Below are 26499 nucleotides of genomic sequence, written 5' to 3' on the forward strand. Positions count from 1 at the left end.
CTCCAGTCCGTTCAATCTCCCATTACATCGTCGTAGGTCATTTTGAGTCCGGACCGGATTGGACAGCTGGGCTCCCATCCCAGTGATGAACGTGCGTAAGTATAATCCAAACAACTGTGCCGAATTTCCCCGGGTTTCTCCGCCTCATGCAAAATCCGTACCTCATCACCGTGCAGTTCTTGAAGGCAGCCGGCTAATTGTTCTATGGAGGTTCGTACCGAGGTTCCAAGCTGGATGATTTGGTTGTTTCCTTTAAACAGTGACAGAAGATTCGCTTTCACAACGTCCTCCACATAGAGGAAATCCCGTGTTTGCTCCCCATTACCGTAAATGATCAAGGGCAAGTGATTCTTGATCCGTTGTAAGAAGACCGACACAACTCCCGCCTCACCGTTCGTTTTTTGTCCGGGACCATAGACGTTCGCATATCGGAGTATCGTATAGGGAAGTCCGTACAGATCATGGAATGCCTGTATATAGTGTTCGCTGGCCAGTTTGGAAATGCCGTAAAAGGATATCGGTTTGGCCGCGGACCCTTCATCAATCGTGTTGGAACCCGTATCGCCGTACACCGCGCAGCTTGAGGAAAAAATGATTTTTTTTACGCCGGATTGCCGGGAGGCTTGGAGAACGTTGATCGTTCCTATGATGTTAATATCTGCATCCGACACGGGGTCGAGCAGCGATCGACGCACATCGGTCTGTGCAGCCAGGTGGAACACGAAATCCGGCCGGAGCGCCATAACTCGGGTAACATCGCTTGAATTGGCAATATCCCCTTGATGAAAGACGGCCTTTGCCGGGATTCGGTCTGCCGTTCCCGTCGATAGATTATCCAGGATGTGAACCTCGGCGCCTATTGCCGACATGGCTTCGGCAAGGTGTGAACCGATGAAGCCGGCTCCACCCGTTATGAGCACTTTCATGTTAGCCCCCCGCCCGGTTGTCGAAGTCTTGGTGTATCTTACGTGTGGGGGGGCAAATGAGAAATAGACGGGCTCCCATTTTGTGAAAAACAGTCGTTCGCACAGGGGTACCATCAACCAAAAGCGGATCCGCACATATGATGGAAAAGTGCCGCATCAACGGGATCGCGTCCGGTGGGAGGCTTGCCATCATGATCGTCACCATTCATCAGCCTGAACATATGCCTTGGTTAGGTTTTTTCGATAAGATTGGGCATTCGGATTGTGTTGTCTTTTTGGATAACGTGCCTTTCAGAAAAAACTATTTCCAGAACCGGAACCGGATTATGTCCGGTTCCGGTCCTATGTATTTAACCATTCCTGTTTCGATAACGGAGTCGAAAGTGATCAAGGATGTCCGCATCGCGAAAAACTTCAATAAGCGTAAATATTTGAGGGCGATACGGAGTGCTTACAGCGAACATCCTTTTTTTGACCTCTACTACCCGGAAGTCGAACGAATCATTTTAGAAGAGCACCAGAACTTGTCGGCACTGAATCTCGCCTTGATCCTTTTTTTTATGCAGACCCTGCAGATAGAAACAACATGGCACCTCGCCTCTGACCTGGAAGTGAACGGCTCCAAATCACAGCTTTTGCTGTCCATCTGTCAGAAGTTAAAGGCAGACACCTATTTGTCGGGACCTTCAGGAAGAGACTACCTCGACGAAATGTTGTTTACAGCCCAGGGTATCCTCGTGAGCTATCACGACTTTATACATCCCTCATATCCCCAAATCAACCAAACCGGTTTTCATTCCCATCTGTCCGTGCTGGATCTGCTCTTCAATTGTGGAGACAAGAGCCGCGAGTATTTATTTCAAGCTTGATCACTCCTTGATCTTGATGATTTGATTCATTTCCCGGATGACATTCTGGAGATCTTCAATCGTGCCAATATCGAGATAAGCGTCCCCTTTCATGCAACGAACATTCATCCCTTGTGCTTTGGCTGACAGGAATACGTTGCCTAATACCAGTTCATGGGATCCGGTATGACGCTTTGCCTGTTCGGTTAGAAATAATTGAAATGTTTTTTTCCAAACGGCGACCCCCCAGGCATAGTCCGTTGCGGGCTTCTCTGCCGGCTTATCCTGAATGTCCAAAACCTCCATCGATCCCGCCTCTTGATCGCCATAAAAAGTCATGCCAAGTTTATGCCACGAATTCGTCGGGAAAATACCGAGCAATACATCGATGGACGAATTCGTTCGCATTTCGTCATGTAACGCTGCAAACAGCCTATGCGGCCGAAAAAGCGTGTCCGGCATGCCGAAGCTAATAAGTCCGTCTTCTCCTGCCGGGAGCCAAGGCGTAACTTGCGATAATGCCTGTACCATGCCTTTCTGTTCGTTTTGAAGCAAATAACAAATCTCCATCCCGTAAGCAGCTCCATCCGTGTAATACTTAAGGATATCCGTCTTATCGGGATGGATGATCAAATACAGCTTTCGAATTCCGGCCGCCTTCATCGCAAGAATCAAGTGCTGGGAAACGGGGGCGGGAGCGATTCGATCTTCGTATTGCTGATAACCGATCGGGAAGAGCTCCTTGGAGAACGGCAGAGGCCGTAAACGTGTTCCTTTGCCTGCTGCCGGTATTATTCCAAAATGGAACATGTTACCCTCCCGCCTTCAAGAGGTCCTCGATCATATAAACGAGTTCTCCGGCACGTTTTTTTACGGAATGACGTTCGTGCACCATGCGGTAACCACGTTCGGCGATTTCGATTCGCAGTTGTTCCTCGGACAAATAATAATGGGTTTTCTCCATAAAGTCGTTTTCGTCCACCGCGATGTAATTTTCGTCCGGCACAAATCCGAGGTCAGTCAATTCCTGTGAGGATGGGGCTAACAGCAAAGTGTTGCAAGCGAGCACCTCGTAATATTTAATGATGGGATAGTTGAAGGAAAGTCCGCAAGTGAGAAACATTTTCGCGCGGTTGATCTCCTGAGCATAACGCTCCCCGACAAAAACTTGCTTCTCTTCTTGGTCCTCAATATTTCGGTAACCGGGATGGGGATGATACACAAATCCCGGTTTATCCTTCATGGCGTCGTACATCCTGTTTCGCAGGGGATAGCAGCCCCAGCCGATAATGCCCATCATGAGCCAATCAATCTCTTTCGGAAGCTGGTAATCCTTAAATATTTCCGTATTGACGAAAATAGGCAGCCATTTCATCCGGTCTGAGAGCTCCGGATACCACTCATGGAACTTATCACGGTAATGAGAGAATATATGCGGAATGCCGTTATCGAGAATAAATTGCTTGCGTTCCAGCTGATAAGCATGGATGTCGTACATGATGATCGCATAAGGTACGTTTAAGCTCCGTAATCCCGTCATGTAGGGATACACGTCTTCATTCATGAGAATAAAGTCCGGCTGCTCCGGCAGCTGCTTCAAGATTTCGTGAATATCGCCGGCCGAATGCCACGGCATCAAATCAACGATTTGTTCAAGCTCTTTCGACAAATAATAGGTGTTGCGTTCCACATACCGGCTGAAATCTCGGGTCATAAACAAGATTTTTAACTTCTTCATCCCGCCCAACCTCCGTTTCTCGGAACATCTCCTACATTTTCATCAAGTTGTCCAAGCCAATGACAGAATCCAGCCAAGGGTCTGTAAAGACTTGCCCGGTGATGAGACTATTCATGCCCGAGCCTAAGTCAAGCGCCACCTTGCCAAGTTCAGAAGAAATATAGCTGGCTAAGATCAAGGCGTTCGTCCCTGCCGCGAGCAGACACAAATCAAATTCACAGGATTGAATTTGCCTTTTTGCGTCCGGAATTTCCTCGTATTCATCCACTTGTATTGTTCCTGCTATGGTGAATCCGAGACGGTCTCGCAAATTTCGGTTCAAAGCCTCCGCGGCGTCATCAGCCAGTGCACCGACGAGCAGAAGGCGGCGATTGCGAAGCATCTCCTCGAACTTATCTTTTTGCGAGAACATCATGACTCTTCGCAAATAGGAGTCGAAAATCCATTTTGGCTTGATGTCGTAAGCTTCGAACACCCGCTCGGTAAGCAAGCCGGCATTCGGCCACCGAACGAGGGTGTTATACCCTACAATATCCGCTTTGCGGACCGCTTCGACCGCGTCATCTCGCGTTCGTACATTCGGAAAACGGACTCCTCTATGCGCAAACCCCCGCTTCTCGCCAAGGTTTGCGATTTCCGCTTCCGCATTGCTCATAAATTCTTCCTCCGAAAGAACGGTATACTGAGCCATGACATAAGATTCGGTTGCTCCGACAGATACCACGGAAAGCGGTTCGCGATTATTTAATGCCTTGAGAACGTGGTCCATCAATTCTGAGCTGGTCAATCGGTTATGGAACACAATATCTCCTCCGATTAGTCGGTTAGATGGTTTCAAGATACGTATCGGGATCCGGTTGGGACACGGCATTTGGACAAATAAAACGGGTTTAAGGCGTTTAAACGCAAGAAAGGCGACAAGAAATGATATCCATAAAAAGAAAAAACCGCGCTGGGCGCGGAGTTCTCGTTCAAACAGGTTATTCACGGCTGTTCCTGACTGTTAAGCGCGGCTTCCACCAACCGGTCGAAAAGCTCGTCATCTTCCTCGACGGCTCTTTCCACCGTATCAATTTCTTCCTCACTGCCGGGTTGATTCGCGAAATTCAGTGAATAGTTCCAGTAGTCCAACCGGCCGTCGCTTTGCAACGTCAATTCGTACGGCTGTTTATGTCCTTCGACCTCGAAACGGACATGCCCCAAATACCCGTCCTTTTCACTATGGGTCATGATTGCTTGTAAAATGTTCGTCTTCATCTTCGTCCCACCCATTCTGACTGCGATTATACCCGGATTGTACCATACCTGGACAAAAATAAAGAAACCCCTACCTATTCGGTAAGGGTTGGCGGGAGAGCAATTGGCGCTATCCTTACTGCGGAGGGATCAGCTTTTTGTGGGTGAGCAGCTGCACCGCCACACTGGCTTGCATTTCCGACAGTCTGCATACTTTGGCGATCTCCGACACGTCATTCACCGGCACTTTGCGTTTTTTGACGGCGTCCAAAACCATTTGTTCCGAGTACGTCAATGAATCTGCGTCCAACGAAGTATGTCTTTTATAATGTTCGTCCATTGTCGTATCTCCTCCTTCCGCAATCAACACACTTTACCACCGGATGACAATGTCGAAACGAAACAAAACACAATTAAAAGTGGAAATGTTCGGAAAATAAAATTCGGACTTGTCAGTGGATCGCACGGTATCATCTTGACACGATACATTTTGTATCATACATTACGGATAGAACCCGATGAACTCGTTTCAAGGAGCCAAGATTTATGAGCATGGGAGAACGCCTGCGTGAATTGCGTCTTAGTCGAAATATATCGCAGGAGGAAGTTGCCCGTCAGATCGGCATCACCCGTTCCGCATACAGCCATTACGAGATCAACAACCGGCAGCCCGTATACGAGACGCTCATTAAGCTGGCCGCTTATTTTGACGTCTCGCTGGATTACATCATCGGCGGAACGTCCGCCAAACACAAAACCGAGTTTTCGGACGCGCAAGATACCCGAGAAATTATGAACCTTCTGAAGCACATGAACCAGGAGCAGCGCAAAAAATCGATCCGTTTGATGACCGACTTGATCCATGCGGATTCGCTCGAAAGCAGCAACGGCTGAATGTGAAACCCCCGTCTTCCGGATCGGAACGGGGGTTTCTGTTTGAGGTACGATAATCGCTTCTATTTGCTGATCGGAAGCGTGATACGGAATCCGCCGCCGCCTTCTTGCCGGTTGTATGCCCCGATCGCACCGCGGTGCAGCTCGACGATTTCCTTGGAGATGGCGAGTCCGAGACCGCTTCCGCCGGAGGAAGAATGACGGGACTTGTCCGTTTTATAAAACCGCTCGAAAATGTGCGGCAAATCGTCGGGATGGAGGCCAGTCCCGCTGTCTTCCACCGTAATTTCCACTTCGCGGGAGTCTTCCCTCTTCCGCAGCGCAACGCGTATTTCTCCGCCCTTGGGCGTATACCGAACCGCGTTGAACAGCAGGTTCTCGAAAACGCGGTCCATCCGGCGGAGGTCCACGAATACCTGGGTTTTTCCGTCCATTGCGGAAGGCAGAACGCAGGAGTAGTCCATTCCCTTGTCCCGCATGTCCATCGCAAATTGCTCCTGCAGCCTGTCTTTCCATTTCGCCAGCGTGATCTTTTCGAGAGACAATTCCACCCTTCCGGCTTCCAATACCGACAATTCGAATAAATCATGGATGAGACCGTTCAAACCTTCCACTTTGCCAAGCATTTTACGAATGGTCGCATCCCGCTGATCTTCGCCGCTGATGACCCCGTCGCGCAGCGCCTCCAGATAACCTTGAAGCAAAGTGATGGGGGATCGCAAATCGTGCGAAATGTTGCTGACCAGCTGACGACGCGATGCCTCCATCCGTTCCAGTCCCGTTTTGGCTTCTTCCAGCGTCATGTAAGATTTCCGGAGTTCCTCGGTTCTCTCCTCGATTTTCTCCTCCAGCCGGACGTTCCACTGCTTGAGTTCCGCGGACAATTGTTCGGCCTTCTCGAAAGTCCGGGAGGCGCGCAGCGCCATGATGAAGGAATTCATGATAATCAGGAACAGCAGACCGAACGGCACCAAGTCAAAAGAAAGCCACCAACCGTTATAAAACAAAATATCGTTCACGATGGCCGCCACAACGCCCGCGACGCCGATGAGCGCAAGCCTCGCCCCTTCCCTTCTCCTCACCCAGGCGAGAATAAGCGCAGCCAGAATCACGATGCAAATCGTCATCAAATAAGCTTGATAATAGATCAGCCAGGACGTGAATTTCAACGGCGGAAAAGCAACCGTGACGGCACATAGTCCAAGCGCAACCGATCCGGAGACATGTACCCAAAAGCGCCTCATCTCGTGAGGATACATTCTTTGATAATAAGCGAAGCCAAACCATGCGCTGAGCGCAAGAGCGATATAGTCGAGCCGCGTCCCCCATTCCCAGGTCAGAGACGGAAACCAACGTACGATAAAGCCTTCGCCGATGACCCCCGTACGCAGCGCCATGAACAGGCAAAGCAGGGCAAAAAACAGATTGCCCGCTTCCTTCCTGCGCAAAACAAATAATCCGATATGATAAAGACCGATCATGATCAGCGCGCCGATCACGATCAACTCTTGGGAAGACTGCCGCGTTTCAAGCAGTTCGATCCGCTCCGCCGTCCCCAAGATGAACTCCGTGCGGATACCGCCCCGGCGGTGATCGAAATTGGAAATTTTCAGCTCAAGCTCGGTGCGGCCGTCCTTAACGACGAACTGCACGACACCCGGCGTTTGATAAGGCGAGCTCGCCGCTGCGTCCCTGCCATATTGTCCCCGGCCGAATACTTTCTTGCCGTCGATGTACAGTTCATAGGCCGTCAATATATTCGGAACGCGAATCGCCATCGTGCCGTTCAAACTGCCATGGAGCACCGTCAGCCGGTAAACCGCCGCGCCTTCATCAGGATACGTACGTCCGTCGCCCGCCTGCATGGCCCCCCACATCCCCGGCACCCGAATCGTGGTTTCCGTTCCGTTAAGAGGTATGTCCGGCTCGGCTTGCCATTGGAACCGCCATTCGCCGCTCAGCGGAACTAAGGGGTCATGAGCCCAATCCCACCCCGTGAGATCGATCGTTCCGTTACGCGCCTCCGGCGGTTTCTTCGTTTCATGGACCGAACAGCCCGAAAGCAGCAAACCAGCAGCTATCGCGAGCACCAATCCGAGCCAAAGCTTGCGCCAACACATGAACGGCATAGCCACTCTCCTTGTCCGCGGAACCTGACCGCGCCCTGCCTCTCTTCTGTCGAAGGTCATTGTAACGGCGCATTGCTTGGACGTCAACGCTTTCGTTATAATGAATTGAAGCTTTTGAGAAAGATGGGTTTGGGGGAAGGCTAGTGAAGGGGCCGTCAGCCGATATCCTGGTTGTCGACGACGAACGGGAAATCACCGATTTAATCAAGCTTTATCTCGAAAGAGAAGGTTTTACGGTTCATACGGCGGATAACGGAGAAGAAGCACTCCGCAGCGCGGAAACACTGCTGCCGGATTTGATCATACTGGACGTTCTGCTCGGCCGTCCCGATGGCATTGAAGTATGCCGCAGATTGCGTGCTGGCCCTTGCGCGGACGTCCCGATCTTGTTCTTGAGCGCGAAAAGCGAAGACGCGGACATCATTACCGGCTTGTCCGAAGGCGGAGATGATTACGTCACGAAGCCGTTCAGTCCCAGCCAGCTGGCCGCGCGTGTGCAGGCGCATATCCGGCGCCGCAGGATGCGGGAGAGAAACCAGGAGGAACAAGTCCCGAACCTGACTTTTCCCGGGTTGGAAATCGATTTTATCAGTTCGGAAGTGAGGCGCGGTGGAGAACGGATCCCGCTCTCCGTCAAAGAATTCGAGCTGCTCGCCGTACTGGCGCGCCATCCGAACCGGGTATTCCCTTTGGATGAGCTATACCGGCGCGTGTGGCATTCCGACAGCATAGGCGATACCCGCACGCTCATGGTGCATGTCAGCAATCTGCGCAAAAAGCTGGAATCGGACCCTTCCCGGCCGCAATGGATTCAGACCGTGCGCGGCTTCGGCTACCGGTTTTCACCCGGTGCCGTCCCGGATTCGGACGACCCTTCCGTACTTATTTAACGACAAAGGACGAAACGACAGTATGCAAATGGCGAAAGATTGGCAAGATTACGAACTGATCGACACCGGCGCCGGCGAGAAGCTGGAACGCTGGGGAGATGTGGTGCTGCGCCGGCCCGACCCTCAGATCATTTGGCCGCTCGCGGCCGAAACGGGCCGCTGGAAACAAGCCGACGGCCACTATCACCGCAGCTCCTCCGGAGGCGGCAACTGGACTTTTCGGCGCACGCTTCCGGACCGGTGGAACATCTCTTACGGCCCTCTTAAGTTTCATATCCGTCCGACCAGCTTCAAGCATACCGGCTTGTTCCCCGAGCAGGCCGTCAACTGGAGCTGGATGATGGACAAAATCCGCAGCGCGGGGCGCCCCATCCGTGTGCTGAACTTATTTGCCTATACGGGAGGCGCGACACTGGCTTCTGCGGCGGCAGGAGCGGATGTCGTGCATGTAGACGCCGCCAAAGGCATGGTCCAATGGGCGAAAGAAAACGCGCAGCTCTCCGGCTTGGCGGAAGCGCCGATCCGCTATATTACGGACGACGTATTCAAGTTCGTGCAGCGCGAACAGCGTCGCGGACGCCAATATGAGGCGATCATTATGGATCCGCCCTCCTACGGCAGAGGTCCGAACGGTGAAATGTGGAAGCTGGAAGAAAACTTGTACCCTTTCTTGGAATCCTGCGTTGAAATCATGTCCGACCGTCCCTTATTCGTGCTCGTGAATTCCTATACGACCGGACTTTCTCCCACGGTATTGCATAACTTGCTGCACATGGCGATCGGCCGCAAATTCGGCGGTCGGCTCGATTGCGGCGAAATCGGACTGCCGATTACCCAAAGCGGTCTGGTGCTGCCTTGCGGGATTTACGGCCGGTGGGAGAACGACTGATCTAGGCAGAAAATAAAATGCCCCGTAAGACGGTGCCGTTCACCGCTGCGGGGCAAATCATCCTTCGTTATCGTTACTATCATGCGCCTTTTTCCTTGTTCTTACCCTTGTCCTGCCCGTCCGGCTTCTCCGATTCGGCTTGCCCGCCCTCTCTGGTGCCGGCCACTTTGCTCATCAAATATACAAGCAGCCTCCGGTTATGACCGGATATCCGGTCCAGCGACCGGTTGGCCACATCGTTTCGAACGGCCAATCCTCTCTCCACCTCGGAACGTCCCTGATCGGTCATATGAATCCAGACGATTCTGCGGTCGGACTCATCCCTTTTTCTTTCCACTAATCCGCTCCGCTCCATCCTGTCCAGCAATGTCGTAATCGCAGCAGGAGTCGTTTGCAAAAAAGGAAGCAGCTCCGAAGGCTTCATCGGCTCCTTGGCAAGAAGCAGCTCCAGCACTTCCAGCTGACCGGCCGTTAAACCGGGCGCCAGTTCCTCTTCCATCTGCGCGTTCCAGTCCTTCGTAAGCTTCATCCAGATTTTCACAAATTCCGCCGCCGTGTCCATCGGATTGCCTTCACTCCTCCCGAACCTTGCCTTCTCTTTCATTATACCGAGGGGCCATGTCGAAAGATAGTTTAATGCAATTAAATATTTACGACATAAATCCGCAAAAAGAAGAACCGGGCGACAGCCCATGACATATACTGTTGCAGAACATGAAGAAACCCGGAACAACGTGCGGTAAGGAGGCGATCATCATGGCTTCTCAGAATGAACGGATTCGCATGATCGGACAGATGGCATTAGATGCCGGGATAATAGAAGACCCACAGTGGCTGGACCGGCTCGAGGAACCGGTGCCCATGTGGGTCGTATTGGATTTACTGTTAAGGTGGATCGACCGCACGGACCCGCAGAACGGACCGTATGATTGAGCTTTACGGCAATTGAAGCGGCTTGATGAAGGCTTCCGCGAGCAAGTCTCCCCGCTCCGTCTGGGTCACCGCCTTACCTTGACTGCGGCGGTCGTCGATCGGAGCGTTTTCCGAAACAAACTCCATATGCGTACCCGCTGCCGTCACGCCTAATATGGTGACGGCTTCTTTAACGTGAAAAGCGGAAATGAGCTTCGTGCCGTTCGGCTTTACCCGCTTGCCTTCCTTGAATTCGAAAGACTGGATCCCTTTGCCGCCGCGTCCCTGCAGCGGATAATCGAGCAGCAGCGTGCGCTTGGCATATCCGTGATCGCTGAGCACGAGTATCTCGCCTTCATCTCCCGTAACCTGCATCGCAGCGGCCACCATGTCTTGCTCCTTCAAGTTGATGCCGCGAACTCCGCCGGCTACCCGGCCCTGTACGCTCACTTCGTTCTCCGCAAAACGGATCCCCATGCCGAGCTCGCTGACCAGCATCAGATCGCCGGACGCGTCCGTACGGAACACGGTGAGCACTTCGTCGCCGTCCGACACTTTACACGCCGCGATGGCCATGCTTCTGCTGGTCGCATAATCTCTAAGCAGCGTACGTTTCACTTGACCGCGCTTCGTGACGAAGACGAGCACCGGCGCCTCTTCCGACGCTTGGCCTTCGGACGGGGCGAGCTCTGCCGGCTTCACGGGAATGACGGAGACGATGCGGTCATCCTTCGCCATCGGCAGCACGTTCACGATCGCCGTGCCGGTGTCTTTCCATTTGAATTCAGGAATTTGATGCACCGGGAGCAAATAATATTGCCCTTTCTGCGTGAAAATCAGCAGCGGATCCAGCGTGCTCACCCCAAGACTCCACCGGATGACGTCGCCTTCCTTCACGCCCGCGCTTTCGAGCTCGCCTCCGGAACGGGTGAAGGATAGCAGGCTTGTCCGCTTGATGTATCCGCCGCGGCTGATCGAGATTAGCACGTCTTCGGCCGCTACGGTCACTTCAAGGTTTACCTTGAGCTCTTCCACTTCGCCCTGAATGACCGAACGCCGGTCGATGCCGTATTTATCGCGGATTTCGGTCAGCTCATCCTTGATGACGCCCATCAGCTTGCGCGGGCTTTCGAGGATCGCGCGCAGTTGATTGATTTTTTTGTTGGCCTCGTCCAGCTCTTTTTGCAGCTGGTGAATCTCCAAATTCGTCAGCCGGTACAGCTGCAAAGTCAGAATGGCGTCCGCTTGACGCTCGGAGAAGCCGAATTTGGCGACCAAGTTGTTTTGCGCGTCTAGGCGGTTTTTCGAGGCTTTAATCGTCTCGATCACTTCGTCCAAAATGTTCAGCGCCTTGACCAGGCCTTCCAGAACATGCGCGCGGTCTTCCGCCTTCTCCAAATCGTACTTCGTCCGGTGGGTGACGACTTCTTTCTGATGATCGATGTAGGCGTCCAGCATCTGTTTGATGCCAAGCTGCCGCGGCGCTTTATTGACGATCGCGACCATGTTGAAATTATAAGTGGTCTGAAGATCGGTCTTTTTGAGCAAAAAGGCGAGTATGCCTTCGGCATCCGCATCCTTCTTCAGCTCGACCACAATTCGCAGCCCTTGTCGCCCGCTTTCGTCTCGCACTTCGGCAATGCCTTCGACCTTCTTCTCGAGCCTGAGATTGTCGATCGCGAGCGTCAGCTTGGATTTCACGACCTGGTACGGAATTTCCGTGATTACGATTTGCTGCTTCCCGCCGCGCACATCCTCGATGGCCGTTTTGGCGCGGATATAGATGCGGCCTTTGCCGGTCTCATAAGCTTCCCGGATGCCTTCTTCGCCCATGATGATGCCGCCGGTCGGAAAGTCCGGGCCTTTCACGATCCCCATCAATTCGGAGACCGTGGTGTCCGGCTTATTCATGACGGCAATACAGGCATCGATGATTTCCCGCAGATTATGCGTCGGGATTTCCGTGGCAAAACCGGACGAAATGCCGCTGACCCCATTTACCAGCAGATTGGGGTAACGCGCCGGAAGCACGACAGGTTCTTTGGTGGAATTATCAAAATTGTCTTTAAAAAGAACCGTACGTTTCTCGATATCGCGCAGCAGCTCCATCGCGATAGCAGACAATCGTGCCTCTGTGTACCGCATGGCCGCAGCCGGATCGTCGTCCATGGATCCCCAATTGCCGTGGCCGTCCACGAGCGGATGCGCCATTTTCCAAGGCTGTGCCATCCGCACCATGCCTTCATAAATGGACGAGTCGCCGTGCGGATGATAGTTGCCCATCACGTCGCCGACCGTTTTGGCGGATTTCCGGTACTGCTTGTCCGGCGTATTGCCGGCATCGTACATCGCATACAGAATCCGGCGCTGAACCGGCTTCAAGCCATCCCGCACATCCGGAATAGCCCTGTCTTGGATAATGTATTTCGAATACCGCCCGAACCGGTCTCCTACAACCTCTTCCAGAAACGCCGGCAAGAAGTTCTCCAGTATACTCATTATGTCCCTCCATTAACTCTTTCCCCAACCTTACAGTTCAATCCGCACGTCACTCGATCCACACAGTGTCTTTCATGCTCCCCAAGCTGTCATTGCGGGTGTCCAGAGGGCGCAGCGCCTCGGAATCCCCCTTCCGGGGAAGGGGGACTTAGGGGGATGGGAGAAACGCCTTTGCAAAAGGTTTGGTAGATGGATCGAAGGAATTCATTCCTCGAACTCAGTGAAGTCTACATTTTCAATAATCCAACGCTTGCGGGGGTCGACTTTGTCGCCCATGAGCGTGGACACCCGACGTTCCGCCTTGGCGGCGTCTTCGATATGAACCTGCAGCAGCGTGCGGGTTTCGTAGTTCATTGTCGTTTCCCACAGCTGTTCCGGGTTCATCTCTCCGAGTCCTTTGTAACGCTGCAGCTCGGCCCCTTTGCCAAACTCTTTCAAATAGGTCTGCAGCTGCTCATCCGTCCACGCGTACCGGATCGTTTCCAGTTTGCCGGATTTCCGCGTTATTTTATATAACGGAGGCTGCGCGATGAACACACGGCCCGCGTCGATCAACGGCTTCATATACCGGTAGAAAAACGTGAGCAGCAGTACCTGAATGTGCGCGCCGTCCGTATCGGCATCGGTCATAATAATAATTTTGGAATAGTTGCATTCTTCTACGTCGAACTCTGAACCAATCCCTGCGCCGATTGCCCCGATAATCGCCTTGTATTCATCGTTTTTCAGAATGTCGATTAGCTTCGCCTTCTCGGGGTTCATCGGTTTTCCTTTGAGCGGCAAGATCGCCTGGTACTTCGAATCGCGGCCCTGTTTGGCCGACCCTCCCGCGGAGTCGCCTTCCACGATGAACAGCTCGTTGCGGGTATAGTCCTTCGATTGGGCGGGAGTGAGCTTGCCGCCGAGGCTCGCGCTCTCGCTCTTCTTCTTGCCGGAGCGCACTTCCTCGCGCGCTTTGCGGGCCGCTTCGCGGGCTTTGGACGCTTGCACGGCTTTGCGGATCAGCATGCCGCCCACCTGCGGATTTTCCTCCAGAAAAACCGCCATTTTCTCGGCGACCACGGCATCCACCGCGCTGCGCGCCGATGCGCTGCCGAGTTGGTCCTTCGTCTGGCCCACAAATTCCACGTCCGCCATTTTGATGTTAATAACCGCCATCATACCTTCGCGCAAGTCGTTGCCGTCCAGGTTTTTCTCTTTTTCCTTGAGCTGTCCGGTTTTTCGTGCATATTCGTTCATTACGCGGGTATATGCGGTCTTGAAGCCGGTCTCATGCGTCCCGCCTCCGCGGGTCGGGATGGCGTTGACGAACGAGACCAGCGTTTCGGTGTAACCGTCGTTATATTGAAGGGCGACTTCCACCTCAATGTCGTCTTTCTCCGCCGTAAAATGAACGACGTCATGAAGAACGGTCTTATCCTCATTCAAATATTGTACGAATTGGCTTGCTCCGCCCTCGTAATAAAATTCATCCTGTTTCCCGCTTCGTTTATCCGTGAGCGTAACCTTTAATCCGGAGTTCAGAAAGGCGATTTCCTGCAGCCGTTCGGCCAAAGTGTCATAGTTGAGCGAGATGTTGCCGTGGAAAACTTTCACGTCCGGCTTAAACGTCACCTTGGTACCGGTTTTCCCCGTATTGCCGGTCACTTCCAGTCCGGTGACAGGCTCTCCCACGTGTTCGATCCCTTTGTTGTCGACCCATGTCTCGAACCGCATTTTATGTATTTTACCGTCACGGTAAACTTCCACTTCGAGCCACTCCGACAGCGCGTTGGTTACCGATGCTCCTACGCCGTGCAGTCCGCCGGATTTTTTGTATCCGCCGCCGCCGAATTTGCCTCCGGCATGAAGAATCGTGAACACCACCTGAGGTGTGGGAATACCGGATTTATGCATGCCGGTCGGGATACCTCGGCCGTTGTCGGTCACGGTGACAGACTGATCCGCGTGCACAATGACGTCGATGCGGGAGCAATGTTTGGCCAAATGCTCGTCCACCGCGTTGTCGACGATCTCCCACACCAGGTGGTGAAGACCCGAAGCGCTTGTGCTGCCGATATACATGCCCGGTCTTTTGCGAACCGCTGTCAATCCTTCGAGTACCTGGATGTCGTCCGCGCTATATTCCGTTCCCGCCGCCGCCGCGCTTTCCGCGAACAGATCCAATTGTTCGGTCACAGATGGACCTCCTTAATTCCTGTCTGGCGCCGCCGAATGGAGATATCGGATGACAGCACGCATTTCCGCCACCCGAACATCCATTCTGCTAACGCATCATTCGTTTATTCTAATTCAAGATGTCTTGCTTCGTAAAGACGCCAAAAGACACGACCAGTCCCGCAGCGGCCCAAACCGCAAGCACCGCAAGCGAAAAGCCAAGCGTCATACCCTCAATCGGGGGCGGCGTTCCTTGCAAATAAGACGTCAGTTCGAGGTTGACGTTAAATAAATATTTTGCGCTGTGCCACGAAGAGGCCATATTGGTCAAAATCGCGCCGGCGATAATCGCCGCCATCATCGTGACGAAGCTGGCCGCCGTGCTTCGTACGAGCACGGACACCATCAGCGCCAAAATGGCCACCACCATCGAAGCGAACCAGGCCAAGCCCGCCTGCATCAGGACATAAATCACCTGCGGAACGGCATGGACTCCGGAAGTGTTCACGTCGGCGCCGGAGACCTGGAACCCGATGAAGACCGGCTCCCCCCATCCCCGGTAACCGAAAACAAGGCCGGAGATCAAGTAGCAAAGAAGGACCGTCGCCACAATAATAAGGGAAACGTATAGTGTCAGCGTAACCAGCTTTGACAAAAGAATCCGCCATCGCCGCACCGGACGGGTGAGCAGCATTTTGACCGTCCCCGAAGAGCGTTCGGACGACACAAGATCGGACGCGATCGCGAGCACCATAAGCGGAATGAAAAGCGTGACCGCATTATCCATAAATCCGCGTGTGAAAGTGACGGCGTTCGGGGTACGCGGGTTAATGTCGTGGTCGAGATAATATTGCAGCTGCTGCACGAGCGCGCGCCGCCATTTTTTCCACTCTTCCGGAATGCGGTCGCTGCCGAGCGCCCTTGTGTTGTCGGTAATCTGCGTCTGCAGCTCCGCTCGCCAATCGCCCTTGAATTTTTGCGCGGAGTTTTGGGCGATTTTCATTTGCGCATAGACGAATACAGGAATTAGGATCAACAGAATGAGGAGAACGACGGCAAACCGCCTTTTTTTCCATACCTTGATCGTTTCGTTCTGCACCAGGTTCAGCAAGTTAGCCAATGCGCTCCCCCTCCGTCAGCCGTAAAAATAACTCCTCCAAAGAAGGGGCGACCCGCTGCACCGTCCGCACGCCGATTCCCGCTTCCACAAACCGCCGCACCCGCTCCGCAATGCGGTCTTCGTCCATGACGGTAATTATCGCCCCAGGCATGCCCGCCAGCAGCGCTTCATCGATCCGGTGCTCGGTTTCCTTCACCAAGCGCACTTCCGGATCGGCGGCCAGCATGGCGTGTCCTTCCTCCGGCTTGTCCAGCTGCCATACGGTATACGTATCGGCTTGCGAAACGAGCTCATCCACATCGCCGACAGCGATCACTTCCCCGCGGGCGATGATGGCGACCCTGTCGCACATGAGCTGAATCTCGCTCAGCAAATGGCTGGAGATGAACAGGCTCATGCCGCCGTCGGCCAGCTGCCGGATGAATTCCCGCAGCTCCTTGATGCCGAGCGGATCCAGGCCGTTCGTGGGCTCGTCCAAAATGAGCAGCTTCGGCTTCCCGAGCAGCGCCTGCGCGATGCCCAGCCGCTGCCGCATGCCGAGCGAGTAGGTTTTCACCTTGTCGTGAATCCGCATGTCCATGCCGACGGTCTCCACGACTTCCCGGATTCGTTCATGCGTGATACCTTCCTGCATGCGGGCAAAATGCTCGAGATTTTCCCAGCCGGTCAAATAGCCGTACATCTCCGGATTTTCCACGATGCAGCCGACGTGCCGAAGCGCGCGTTCCGGCGTGCGGTTTACGTCTTCGCCGCAGACAAGAATGCGCCCTTCCGTCGGCTTGATCAAATCGACCAGCATGCGGATGGTTGTTGTTTTGCCCGAACCGTTCGGCCCGAGAAAGCCGAAAATTTCCCCGGCCCGCACGTCGAAGGAGACACCTTTAATGATCGGCTTGCCTCCGATCTTTTTTTTGACGCCCTGTACCGACAGGACGGTTTCCCGATGATGAGACGTCTGATCCCTCACTGCGGCAGTCTCCTTCCCGTCTATTGAAGCGCCTGTACGACCCGGTCGGCAATTCTCGCGTAACCGGCCTCGTTCGGGTGAAAGTGATCCGACGATAAATACCGGCCTATGTCGGATTCGAACAAATCGTAAGTCGGAACGACCGTTGCGTTGCCGTCCGAGACGGACAGCCCGTGCGCGAACCGGTTCCACTCCTGCAGCAGATCGCTTGCCGGCTGCATGTTCGGATTGTCGTAAAACGGATTATATAAGCCGACATAAACGATTCTCGCTGCCGGATTCATGCCGCGAAGCTTGGCCCAGACGTCCTTTAACCGCGTTTGGACTTCCGGCATCCGCCGTTCCAATTGTTCCGGGGACAGATCTCCGCCTTGCGCCATCGATCCTCCGTTTTGCGCGATTTGGAAAAGGTCGTTGGCGCCGATGGTGAGAAATACGATGTCGGCCTGCACGATCGCGTTATGATAGCCTTTATCGTCGAGGAGCTTCAGCAGCTGATCCGCCCGCAGCCCGTTCAGGGCTAAATTGTTCAATACGCGAACCGGTTTATGCATCGTTTTCGAAAGGCCGTCCGCCGCCGTTTTCACGTATCCGCTCCCCGTTGCGTCGCCCGTACCGACGGTCAGCGAGTCTCCCATCGCGACGATTTTCAGCTCTTTTTTGGAAGCGAGACTCCCGGGTGCAGCGGAAGGCGGCGGCGCGGATTTCGGAACCGCCATGCCCGCTTGGGGGAACCAGTTATCTTTCAAGGCCCAGCCGAAACCCGCCATCATGAGCAAGGTACAGACCAACGATGTGATGCCGAGTCCCCGCCATAACCAGGAAGTCGATTTCATGACCCGTTCTCTCCCTATACAGACGTAAATTTCCGCTTTCTCTTCACGATAACTCTTCATTCGTTCTTTTTCAAATGCTGCGAAGGAGGAAAGCAAAAACCGTCCGAGTGCGCCAAATCGCACAGCCGGACGGTTTTTGCGGTGTATAAGGATGAATTATGCGCTTAGAAAGCGGTATTGCGCGTCCACCAGGTTGCGGTAGTGGCCCGGGCGCTTCATCAGTTCTTCGTGATTGCCCTCTTCGACGATGACCCCGTGATCCAGCACGATGATGCGGTCCGCATTCCGGATCGTCGACAAACGGTGCGCCACGATGAACGAGGTGCGGCCTTCCAGCAGCGTGCCGAGCGCTTCCTGAATGCGCAGCTCCGTTTCCGTATCGATGCTGGCGGTCGCTTCGTCCAGGATCAAGATTTTCGGATCCGCAAGCAGCGCACGTGCGAACGAAATCAACTGCCGCTGACCGACCGACAGCGCATTGCCCCGCTCCTGCACTTCCGTATCGTAGCCGTCCGGCAAATGCATGATGAAGTCATGCGCCCTCACCGACCGGGCGGCGGCTTCTACTTCGGCATCCGTGGCATCGGGACGGCCGTAGCGAATATTATCCCGGATCGTACCCGAGAAAATGAACGTATCCTGCAGCACGATCCCGATCTGGGAGCGCAGGCTCTCCAGCGTCACGTCACGCACGTCGATGCCGTCCACCATCACGCGTCCCTCTATCGTATCGTAGAAACGGCACAACAGGTTAATGATCGTACTTTTGCCGGATCCCGTATGCCCGACCAGCGCGACCGACATACCCGCTTTTACGTCGAGGTCGATGCCCTTGAGCGCGGGACGATCCAGTTCGTATCCGAAGGTGATGTTCTCCAGCCGCACATCGCCGCGTATATCAGGCATGCGCTGTGCATTTTCCTTTTCCGGAACGGCCGGCTTCTCATCCATAAACTCGAAAATTCGTTCCGTCGACGACATGGAGATCAGCACCTGCGAATACATCATGCCGAGTCTCGTGATCGGCTCCCAGAAGCTGCCCACATAAGATACGAACGCCACCAATACGCCGACGGTCATGATGCCCGACTGGATCAAATAGGAACCGTATAAAATGAGGATCAGCGTGCCGATCGCCGACGTCACTTCGATCACCGGGCCGAACGTCTGGTTCAGGGCCGAAGCCCGGTTCCACGAACGGATATTGCTCTTGTTCATGCCGTCGAAGAACGACATGTTTTCTTTTTCCTGCGCGAACGCCTGCGTCACTCTCATGCCCTGTATCGATTCGTTCAAGTGGGCATTGATGCGCGACTGCTTGATCCGCACAACCTGCCACGCATGACGAATTCTTTTGCGCAGCGAGGAGGATACGACAAACATGATCGGCACGGTGATCATGACGGCCAAGCCGAGTTTGAAATTAAGCGCCAGCAAAATGATCGTAATGCCCGTCAGTTGGGCGATATCGATGACCGAGTTTACAACGCCGTTTGATAACATATCCTGCAGCGAATTGACGTCATTGGTGACCCTTACCAGTACGGAACCTGCCGGTCTTTTATCGAAAAACCGGAAAGAGAGAGACTGGATATGCTTGAACAGCGCGGATCGCAGATCGAAAATGACTTTCTGGCCGATCACGTTCGTATGGTGGATCGTGTAATGCTGCGCCCACCAACGAAGACCGTATAGAAACAGCATGCCGGCGACGAGCCACAGCAGCAGGCTGACGCTGCCCGGACCGTCTTTCGGACGGATCGCCCGGTCGATCGCGATGCTCATGAGCAGCGGGATCGCCAGACGCGAGATCATACCGAATGCGGTCATGACGAAAACGACCTTCGCGACTCCCTTACGATACGGACGGACGTAGCCCAGCAATCTGCCCATTTGCGTCCAGTTAAACGGCTTGGCGATCAGTTCGTCGTCTTGGTACACGAATTGGCGGCTCATCCCGTCACTCTCCTTTCCGCGCCCGCCGCTGCGTCAAGCGGAGCTTGATCCAGCTCCTCCGGACGGTCGGCGAATTGAATCCGGTAGGTTTCCCTATATAAGCCCGGCTGCCGGAGAAGCTTCTCGTGTTTGCCGCGCTGTGCGATGCGGCCGCGGTCGAGCACGATAATCTCGTCCGCATGGCGGAGCGAAGAGATCCGGTGGGCGATGATGAAGGTGGTGCGTCCCTTCATGACCTGACGCAGCGACTGCTGAATTTCTTGTTCCGTTTCCATATCCAGCGCGCTGGTCGAGTCGTCGAGAATGAGCACTTTCGGATTGCGGAGAAAAGCGCGGGCGATCGCAATCCGCTGTTTTTGTCCGCCGGACAGTCCCATTCCCCGCTCGCCCACAATCGTATCGTAGCCTTGCGGCAGCTCGCGGATGAAGTCGTCCGCCATCGCCAATTTGGCCGCTTCCACGATCTCCTCCATCGTGGCTTCCGGGACGCCGTACGATATATTTTCTTTAATGGTGGTCGAGAAAAGGAACGACTCTTGGAATACGATCGAGATTTGGCGGCGAAGACTTTGAAGCTCCAAGTGGCGGATGTCCACACCGTCCAGCGTAAGGGAACCTTCTCCCACATCATAGGCTCTCAGCAGCAAGCCGACCGCCGTCGATTTGCCTGAACCGGTGCCGCCCAATATGCCGATCACGGATCCTTGCGGAGCGTCCAGATCAAATCCGGCCAATGCGCTCGGCTGATCTTCCCGGCTTGCGTACCGGAAGCTGACATCATCAAACCGGATATGTCCTTTCACCGCTTCATCGTCCAGGATAAGGCAAGATTCCTCGTTGCGGACCGCCACCGGCTGGTTCAGCAGCTCGAGCAGCCGCTCCCCCGACGCTTTGGACATCGTATAGTTGTTGATGATGAAGCCCAGCGTCCAGAGCGGGGCTACGATGATGCCCAGCATGCTGGACATCGCGACCAAATCGCCCAACGTCATCTGGCCTTCGATCACCCGCCAGCCGCCGACGACCGTCAGCAGCACGACGCTGAAGTTGGCGATGAACTCCATGGCCGGAAAATACCGGGCCCACACGCCCGCGATTTCCACGTTCCGCTCGCTGTATTCGGTATTGTTTACAGAAAATTTGTCTACTTCGAAAGGCTCCCGCGCGAACGATTTGACCGTGCGAACACCCGTCACGTTTTCCTGAACGCTGGTCGTCAGCCGGCCCACAGCGCTGCGAATGGAGCGGAATACGGGATGGATTTGCTGTTCGAACCGGATCGCCACAAAGCAAAGAACCGGAATAATGATCACAATGAGCAGCGTCAATTTCCAATCGAGGAAAAACATCATGCCGAAGCCGAATAAAACAAGAAAAACCGTGTTTAAAAGCTGCGCCAAGCCGAAACCGAGAAATTGGCGAATGCCTTCGATGTCGGCGGTGAGCCGGGACATGAGATCGCCCGTCCGCGCCGTATCGTAGAAGGAGAAGGATAACTCCTGCAGCTTGGCATAACAAGCGTTGCGCATGCGATACGCCAGCCTGTTGCCCAGTCTGCTGCCGCTGAAGCCCGACACAAACTGGGAGATAGCTTTGACGATGACGATCCCGACCGCCAGAAGGGCCAGCTGAAGCACGCCTTCATACTTGCCTTTCAGAATCATGTCGTCGATCAAGGTGCGCAGCAGCAACGGATACACCAACCCGAGCGCCGTCGCAGCTGCGAGCCCCAGCACGGAACCCAGTAAAAACGGTTTGTCTTGCCAGTAAAACGACTTCAAACCACGAAAAATGTCCAAAAAACGGGCCTCCTCTCGCTGCTTACCATGGGAGTTTAAACCCATTTGCTCCTTCCGGCAATCGTGTAAATATCGCTTATTTACCTGTAAAGCAGGATTAACGCTTCAAAATAGCTGCCGACCTAGCGAATTCTCCCAAATCGTCGGCTTTGCCGCGGAAAATCCTTCATTTGCTTCCAATCCGGGAATATCGATGCAGTTGCCACAAAAAAAGCTTTCTTCCATCGCAATTTCGAAGGAAGAAAGCATGATTGAATACCTATTTGACCGACCGGCTTCTCAGCCTGTTTTTTCGGTTGCGATGTCTCGCCATTCCGCCTGGATCTCAAGCAGCTTCTGCCGCTCTTCCGGCCGGAACATGGACTCGCCCAAGCTTTGCGCATAGGATGCCAAATCGCGCGAGAGTTCCGCATACGCCATCGTCAAGGAAGATTGCAGCCAAGCTTGGATTTTATCGTCCCACTGCCGTTTCAAACGGTCCAGACGTTCATCCGCAAAGCGGAACAACAGATCGGCCGTTTCGTCGCGAAGCGCCGTACTGCCGTCATTCTCGAAAAAGTGTTTCGGCGACTTAAACGACTGCCACAACCGTTTGATCTCCATCTGCGGTCCATCTGCAAACGGATCTACATAAGGCAGCTCGATCGCGGGAAGGGCCGGTGTCTCGGCCATGAAACCTTGCGCGGCCAAAGTGGAAGCGGCAGCCGCGATTTTCTCTTCCACGGTGCGCCGGAGCAGAAGCTCCAGTCTCAAGCCCGAGGTGCGCAATTCCTGCAGCAAGTCCTCGCCGACGCTTCGCTTCAGATCGTCCCAGCAGGCGGCGAGCATTTTTTTCAAATCCCGGCCGTCGTCCTGCAGGATGGATGGGTGAAAAGCGGTTTTAAAATGTTCCGTGTACCGGTATCGCACCCGTTGTCTTAGGTGATACAGCTGCTCGGCCGCTTCCTGCAGCAGCGGCTGAACCGCGGCGGCCGGAAGCTCCGCCCCCTCTTGCTCCCGCCAACGCTCCGCCTGCTGCAGCAGCTGCTTCGCCTGTGCCTCGCGTGTTGCCGCATCCGCGGAAGCCGATTGCAGCCAGGCATCCAGCTGTTTGCCGGCGCGTTCCACTTCCTTGCGGGCGGAGGCGGTCGCCAGACCGCCCAATTCGGATTCCGCGAACCGGCGGAACGATTGCTCGAACGCGGCAAGGCCGGACGATGCCAACAATTCCGAATTTCCGGCCCGCTTTGCTTGCAAGCCGTTCAGGCTGGATACGCCGAACAGCCGCGGGCTGCGGATCCCGTGCTTGAGAAGCTGCCCCGCCACGTGATCCTTCACCGCCTGCAGCTCGCTCTCCGACGCCGCGAGATCGGCTGCGTTGATCACGAAAAACATTTTATCAAGCTCGAATACGTCCTTCACACTGCCGAGCTGGTTCAAAAACTGCCGGTCGGCTTCCGTGAACGCGTGGTTGTAATATGTCACGAATAGAACAGCGTCGGCGTTCTTGATGTACTCGAAGGCCACGCCCGTATGACGGGCGTTGATCGAGTCCGCTCCTGGCGTGTCCACGAGAACGGCGCCTCCGCGCGTCAACGGCGAATCGACGAATAAGTCGATCTCCGCCACAAAGCAGGAGGCTTGTTCTTCCGCCGCGTACCGGCGGTAATCTTCCCCTTCCGCCCGGAATCGGGTGCCGAGCAGCTCCGCGTAGCGGGACCAGCCGTCCAACGCTGCGCGAAGAAAAGACAAATGAGGCTTGCCCCGCGGATGCACTTCATCCGGCGACATTTTCCCGGCTAAGGAAAGAAGTTCGCCTGCGGCATCCCCTGCCGAATCAATATTTGTCTGTGCAATTCCCAGACGACGCAGCGAAAACCGAATATCATCCAGAAGCGCTTCCTTCGTCTTCATCGTCACGAGTGCCGAACCGTCCGGAAATTGTTCAGTCGGTGCCACAATGCGATTGATGGTCGCCGTCGTCGGATTCGGCGAGACCGGCAGCGCCGGCACGCCGACCAAGGCGTTCGCGAAAGACGATTTGCCCGCGCTGAACGCCCCGAACAAAGCGATCGTGAACCGTTTGTTCCGATAACGGGCGGCCGTGGCCTTCAGGCTGTCGGCGGTTTTCGCGAGCGCCGGCAGCGGCGATAGGACTCGAGCGGCCCTCTCCAGCAGCTCGGCCGCCCCGCCTGACGCGCCCAGCCGGAACTCCGGCCCGGCAATCGGACGCTGCGGAGTTGGTTCGATCGAAGTTTCTTCGACGGATGCACGGATTCCGGAGACCGGTTGCGTTTGAAGTGCGGCCGGCTTCGGGAGCTCCGCGGATTCAGCTGCAGAATCCGCGGGCAGCAGGGTAAGCAAACGATCCGTCTCCGCCCTTTCCGCTGCCTCCAGCTCGTAAAGCGCGGCCGCCGCCTGCTCCCGTACGGACAATTCGGCCAATTTCCGCCGCAAATCCGCTTCCATCCGTTCCCGTTCCGGCGCCCACATCGGTTCCAGGTTCGCTTCCATCCACTTCAAAGCCTGTCTCCGATAATAACTTCGGATGTCGGAACTGATCTCGGAAGCATACTGCAGCGTCGCTTGCCCGTCGGCGCCCATGCCCGGCTTCACCCGGCTGCGCAGCCATTCGGCAGATACCGGCTCGAACGCTTCCTCCAAGGACGCTTCCATCGCCTCGCCTTCCCAGCCGGCTTCGTGCGCCGCATGGCGAAGCAGCTCTCGGGCGTGGCCGTTCACATGAGCCGTAATTTGCCGGTTCACGTCATCCGTTAGAAACGCAAGGCGCCTTTCCCGCTCCGCTTCGTTTTTGGCCGCGCCGGCCAGCCACCCGACCTTGAAGCCGGGCTGCAAGCTCTCCAGCACGTCTCTCGCTTTGTCTCTCGTCTCCGCGGGCGTGAGGTTGGCGTTGGACAGCAGCCGTTCAAGCTCCTCGCGGATGGTGTCCTGCTTTCTGGCCGATGAGGAACTCACGGCTTCTAGCTCACGGTTCAATTGCTCCCGCAGGGCGGCAAGCTCGGCCAACGTGTCGGCGGCGTCGCCCAGCTGCTCCTGCAGCAGCTCTCTCGCTTCCCGGTTACGCACATACAGCGTTTCCCGGAACTGCTCCGCCAAATAGCGGGCCGACCGTTCCGCCGAACGGGCCGTCAGCACCTCGCGCATCGGCTGCAGCTTCCGCAGCAGAGACAGCAGCTCTTCCCATTGTGACAACGGGTGGTCCGGCTGCCTTAACGACAAAAACAGAAATCCGGCCGGTTCGATCCGCCACGTTTCCATCGCTTGTTGGAGGCCTTCACGGAAAGCTTCAAACGTGACTTCCTCTTCCCGGTGCTTATCGATTTGGTTCACGATCACATAAGTCGGTTTATCCCATTCCGCCAAAGCTCGAAGAAAGCGGAAATTTACGTCCGAGAGGACATGATTGTAGTCCGTTACGTAGAACACGACGTCCGCGAGATGGAGGGCGGATTCCGTCGCCGCCCGGTGGGCCGAATCGGTGGAATCGACGCCCGGCGTATCCACGATCGCCATCCGGTCTCCCAGAATCGAAACCGGATACGAAACGTCGATGGAAGCTACACCTTCTCCGTCTATTGCAAAACCGTGCAAGTCTTGCACCGGAATTTCCCGCTCCAGCGATACGTTGCCGCTTCGGTCACGAAACGTCATCCGTGCGGACGGCTCCCCGTTCACGACGGTCACGACATTGGCGCTGGTCGGGATCGGGGACGACGGCAGCAGCGACGCACCGCACAGCGCGTTCACCAGCGTCGACTTGCCGGCCGAGAAATGTCCGCAAAAAGCGACCGTCAGCAGGCCTTTGCCCAATTTGGCCTCGAGTTCGCGAAACTTGACGGCGAGATCAGCGTCGCCTCTCTCTTGGACATAGTCCGCCATTCTGTCCAATGCCGAACGCATGGATTCGGTATGTTGAGGGGTTTTATTTTGCTCTGGAGCGGTCCAATCGAGTCGATTCAAGATGTCGCGCTCCTTTTCGTTTTTTTCACAGGTGTTTTGCGCAATGCCGCTTTCATTCGGGCCTTGCCTTCCTTACAATGATCCAGCAGCGGACACACTTCGCACTTCGGATTTTGCGCCTTGCAATGATAACGGCCGAAAAAAATAAGCCGATGGTGCGTAATCGTCCATTCGTCGCGGGGGACGAGTTTCATCAGCTTCTTCTCGACTTCCAGCACGGAATCGTCCGGCTTGGCGGCGCCAAGCCGCTTCGAAACTCGTTCGACATGCGTGTCCACGGCGATCGCCGGAACATCGAACGCATTCGACATCACGACATTCGCTGTCTTTCGCCCGACGCCGGGCAGCTCGGTGAGCGCTTCGTGCTCCCGCGGCACTTCTCCTTCGTATTTGTCCAGCAAAATACGGCACAGCTTCTGGATGTTGGCCGCTTTATTGCGGAACAGGCCGATCCTGCGGATATCGTTCTCCAGCTCTTCCAGCGGCACGTTCAAATAGTCTTGCGGCGTCTTATATTTATCAAATAGCGAAGCGGTCACCTTGTTCACCGTCTCGTCCGTGCATTGGGCCGACAGCAATACGGCAATGACAAGTTCGAACGGGTTGCGGTGATTCAACTCGCACTTCGCATCCGGGAACATTTCGGCAATCGTGTCCAAAATGTGCCTCATCTTGATGGCATTCATGCTTTTTCGGCTCTCCTATCCTGATCGTTCCTCCCAAGTTTAACGAAACTTCGCCCA

The 26499-nt window shown here is 54.8% G+C and carries 22 protein-coding genes; 5 read left to right on the plus strand and 17 right to left on the minus strand.

Annotation, left to right across the window (positions count from 1 at the left end; genetic code table 11):
• Positions 1-11: 11 nt before the first annotated feature.
• Positions 12-926 carry an NAD-dependent epimerase/dehydratase family protein gene (locus E5161_RS02425; RefSeq protein ID WP_136776048.1) on the minus strand — a complete coding sequence of 305 codons (915 nt, stop codon included), beginning with the start codon at positions 924-926 and terminating at the stop codon, positions 12-14.
• Positions 927-1117: 191 nt separating this feature from the next.
• Here E5161_RS02425 and E5161_RS02430 point away from each other — a divergent pair, with 191 nt between their 5' ends.
• Complete coding sequence (locus tag E5161_RS02430) at positions 1118-1795, plus strand: WbqC family protein (protein ID WP_169306555.1); 678 nt, start codon at positions 1118-1120, stop codon at positions 1793-1795.
• Here the strand turns inward: E5161_RS02430 and E5161_RS02435 are convergent, their stop codons facing one another.
• From E5161_RS02435 to E5161_RS02455, 5 genes are all read right to left on the minus strand, one after another.
• Entirely contained in the window at positions 1796-2584 is a 789-nt protein-coding gene (locus E5161_RS02435; protein WP_136776051.1) for a sugar phosphate nucleotidyltransferase, read from the minus strand.
• 1 nt (position 2585) lies between these two features.
• Positions 2586-3512, minus strand: coding sequence for a glycosyltransferase (locus E5161_RS02440; RefSeq protein WP_136776053.1), 927 nt, complete (start codon positions 3510-3512; stop codon positions 2586-2588).
• Between the two features lie 31 nt (positions 3513-3543).
• Positions 3544-4314, minus strand: coding sequence for a GT-D fold domain-containing glycosyltransferase (locus E5161_RS02445; protein WP_136776055.1), 771 nt, complete (start codon positions 4312-4314; stop codon positions 3544-3546).
• A gap of 182 nt (positions 4315-4496) precedes the next feature.
• Entirely contained in the window at positions 4497-4769 is a 273-nt protein-coding gene (locus E5161_RS02450; protein WP_136776057.1) for a hypothetical protein, read from the minus strand.
• Positions 4770-4884: 115 nt separating this feature from the next.
• Positions 4885-5088, minus strand: coding sequence for a hypothetical protein (locus E5161_RS02455; RefSeq protein ID WP_136776059.1), 204 nt, complete (start codon positions 5086-5088; stop codon positions 4885-4887).
• Positions 5089-5294: 206 nt separating this feature from the next.
• On the opposite strand from E5161_RS02455, the gene E5161_RS02460 reads away from it, so the two are divergent.
• Positions 5295-5642, plus strand: coding sequence for a helix-turn-helix domain-containing protein (locus tag E5161_RS02460; RefSeq protein ID WP_136776061.1), 348 nt, complete (start codon positions 5295-5297; stop codon positions 5640-5642).
• A 62-nt stretch (positions 5643-5704) separates the two neighbouring features.
• Here the strand turns inward: E5161_RS02460 and E5161_RS02465 are convergent, their stop codons facing one another.
• A complete protein-coding gene (locus E5161_RS02465; RefSeq protein ID WP_169306556.1) occupies positions 5705-7771 on the minus strand; it encodes an ATP-binding protein in 2067 nt (688 codons plus the stop codon).
• A 143-nt stretch (positions 7772-7914) separates the two neighbouring features.
• On the opposite strand from E5161_RS02465, the gene E5161_RS02470 reads away from it, so the two are divergent.
• Together E5161_RS02470 and E5161_RS02475 are read left to right on the plus strand one after the other, a co-directional pair.
• Positions 7915-8661 (plus strand): response regulator transcription factor, encoded by a 747-nt coding sequence (locus E5161_RS02470; protein WP_136776066.1) that lies wholly within the window; start codon positions 7915-7917, stop codon positions 8659-8661.
• A gap of 22 nt (positions 8662-8683) precedes the next feature.
• Positions 8684-9550, plus strand: coding sequence for a class I SAM-dependent methyltransferase (locus E5161_RS02475; protein WP_136776068.1), 867 nt, complete (start codon positions 8684-8686; stop codon positions 9548-9550).
• A gap of 79 nt (positions 9551-9629) precedes the next feature.
• On the opposite strand, the gene E5161_RS02480 is transcribed toward E5161_RS02475, so the two are convergent.
• Entirely contained in the window at positions 9630-10112 is a 483-nt protein-coding gene (locus E5161_RS02480; RefSeq protein ID WP_136776070.1) for a MarR family winged helix-turn-helix transcriptional regulator, read from the minus strand.
• Between the two features lie 194 nt (positions 10113-10306).
• Between E5161_RS02480 and E5161_RS20650 the strand changes: the two genes are divergently transcribed.
• On the plus strand, positions 10307-10483 hold the full coding sequence (locus E5161_RS20650) for a hypothetical protein (protein ID WP_169306557.1): 177 nt from the start codon (positions 10307-10309) through the stop codon (positions 10481-10483).
• A gap of 3 nt (positions 10484-10486) precedes the next feature.
• Here the strand turns inward: E5161_RS20650 and gyrA are convergent, their stop codons facing one another.
• From gyrA to nth, 9 genes are all read right to left on the minus strand, one after another.
• On the minus strand, positions 10487-12961 hold the full coding sequence (gyrA, locus tag E5161_RS02485) for a DNA gyrase subunit A (RefSeq protein WP_136776072.1): 2475 nt from the start codon (positions 12959-12961) through the stop codon (positions 10487-10489).
• A gap of 204 nt (positions 12962-13165) precedes the next feature.
• Positions 13166-15139, minus strand: coding sequence for a DNA topoisomerase IV subunit B (gene parE / locus E5161_RS02490; protein ID WP_136776074.1), 1974 nt, complete (start codon positions 15137-15139; stop codon positions 13166-13168).
• Between the two features lie 109 nt (positions 15140-15248).
• Entirely contained in the window at positions 15249-16238 is a 990-nt protein-coding gene (locus tag E5161_RS02495; RefSeq protein WP_136776076.1) for an ABC transporter permease, read from the minus strand.
• On the minus strand, positions 16231-17229 hold the full coding sequence (locus tag E5161_RS02500; RefSeq protein ID WP_136776404.1) for an ABC transporter ATP-binding protein: 999 nt from the start codon (positions 17227-17229) through the stop codon (positions 16231-16233). Before E5161_RS02500 ends, E5161_RS02495 begins: the two co-directional genes overlap by 8 nt.
• Positions 17226-18041, minus strand: coding sequence for a GDSL-type esterase/lipase family protein (locus E5161_RS02505; protein ID WP_169306558.1), 816 nt, complete (start codon positions 18039-18041; stop codon positions 17226-17228). Before E5161_RS02505 ends, E5161_RS02500 begins: the two co-directional genes overlap by 4 nt.
• Before the next feature lie 156 nt (positions 18042-18197).
• On the minus strand, positions 18198-19997 hold the full coding sequence (locus E5161_RS02510; protein ID WP_136776080.1) for an ABC transporter ATP-binding protein: 1800 nt from the start codon (positions 19995-19997) through the stop codon (positions 18198-18200).
• Positions 19994-21796 (minus strand): ABC transporter ATP-binding protein, encoded by a 1803-nt coding sequence (locus tag E5161_RS02515; protein ID WP_136776082.1) that lies wholly within the window; start codon positions 21794-21796, stop codon positions 19994-19996. The genes E5161_RS02510 and E5161_RS02515 overlap by 4 nt, the downstream gene beginning before the upstream one ends.
• A gap of 279 nt (positions 21797-22075) precedes the next feature.
• Positions 22076-25756: a dynamin family protein gene (locus E5161_RS02520; protein ID WP_136776084.1), complete on the minus strand. Its 3681-nt coding sequence runs from the start codon at positions 25754-25756 to the stop codon at positions 22076-22078.
• A complete protein-coding gene (nth, locus tag E5161_RS02525) occupies positions 25753-26442 on the minus strand; it encodes an endonuclease III (protein ID WP_136776086.1) in 690 nt (229 codons plus the stop codon). The genes E5161_RS02520 and nth overlap by 4 nt, the downstream gene beginning before the upstream one ends.
• Positions 26443-26499 lie beyond the last annotated feature (57 nt).

The sequence above is a fragment of the Cohnella pontilimi genome (assembly GCF_005049045.1).
Taxonomy (GTDB): domain Bacteria; phylum Bacillota; class Bacilli; order Paenibacillales; family Paenibacillaceae; genus Cohnella; species Cohnella pontilimi.